This is a genomic window from Glycomyces tenuis DSM 44171 (genome assembly GCF_000427885.1).
Classification (GTDB): Bacteria; Actinomycetota; Actinomycetes; order Mycobacteriales; family Micromonosporaceae; genus Glycomyces; species Glycomyces tenuis.
Genome location: NZ_ATYW01000046.1, coordinates 1 through 1,434, shown reverse-complemented (window position 1 = coordinate 1,434; position 1,434 = coordinate 1). Strand labels below are relative to the sequence as shown.

Sequence of the window (1,434 nt, the reverse complement as noted above, 5' to 3'; positions counted from 1 at the left end):
GGTAGCCCGTTTTCCTAGGTAAATCCGGGGGGACAGCCTGTAAGGGCGAGGGTGAGCGCTGAAGCATAGCCCGTTTGGGTGAATTCGGTGATCCCGTGCTGTCGAGAAAAGCCTCTAGCGAGTGGTGCTCGGCCCGTACCCGAAACCGACACTGGTGGTCAGGTAGAGTATACTGAGGCGTTCGAGTGATGTGTGGTTAAGGAATTCGGCAAATTGCCTCCGTAACTTCGGGAGAAGGAGGGCCCTTGCCTGTGGTGCGAAGCGCACGTGAGCGGGTGGGGGTTGCAGAGGCCAGGGAGAAGCGACTGTTTACTAAAAACACAGGTCCATGCGAAGCCGTGAGGTGAGGTATATGGACTGACGCCTGCCCGGTGCTGGAACGTTAAGAGGATCCATTAAGGCGTGAGCCTGCCGTGGTGAATTGAAGCGCCAGTAAACGGCGGTGGTAACTATAACCATCCTAAGGTAGCGAAATTCCTTGTCGGGTAAGTTCCGACCTGCACGAATGGCGTAACGACTTCTCCGCTGTCTCAACCACATGCTCGGCGAAATTGCAGTACGAGTAAAGATGCTCGTTTCGCGCGGCAGGACGGAAAGACCCCGGGACCTTTACTATAGCTTGGTATTGACCCATTGTCTGGTTTGTGTAGGATAGGCGGGAGCCTGGGAAGCTGCGACGCTAGTCGTGGTGGAGGCGTTGGTGAAATACCGCTCTGATTTGATGGTGTGTCTCACCTTCGGCCCTGATCGGGTTGGGGGACAGTGCCTGGTGGGTAGTTTAACTGGGGCGGTTGCCTCCTAAATGGTAACGGAGGCGCCCAATGGTGCCCTCGGGCCGGTTGGAAACCGGTCGGTGAGTGTAAGCGTAGAAGGGTGCTTGACTGTGAGACTGACGGGTCGAGCAGGTGCGAAAGCAGGGGCTAGTGATCCGGCACCGATGTACGGATGTGGTGTCGCTCAACGGCTAAAAGGTACCCCGGGGATAACAGGCTGATCTTCCCCAAGAGTCCATATCGACGGGATGGTTTGGCACCTCGATGTCGGCTCGTCGCATCCTGGGGCTGGAGTTGGTCCCAAGGGTTGGGCTGTTCGCCCATTAAAGCGGCACGCGAGCTGGGTTTAGAACGTCGTGAGACAGTTCGGTCCCTATCCGCCGCGCGCGTAGGAGATTTGGTGGAGGGCTGTCCCTAGTACGAGAGGACCGGGATGGACGAACCGCTGGTGTGCCAGTTGTCCCGCCAGGGGCATGGCTGGTTGGCTACGTTCGGGAGCGATAACCGCTGAAAGCATCTAAGCGGGAAGCGTGCTCCGAGATGAGATCTCCGTCAGCAGTGATGCTGGTGAGGCGCCCGGGAGATGACCGGGTTGATAGGCCTGACATGGAAGCGCAGCAATGCGTGGAGTGGACGGGTACTAACCGCCGAGAACTTAACA

1 rRNA gene is annotated in these 1,434 nt (G+C 57.8%); it reads left to right on the top strand.

Features of this window, described 5'->3' with window-relative positions:
- Positions 1-1,434 (top strand): 23S ribosomal RNA (locus YWW_RS35470); the annotation flags it as partial.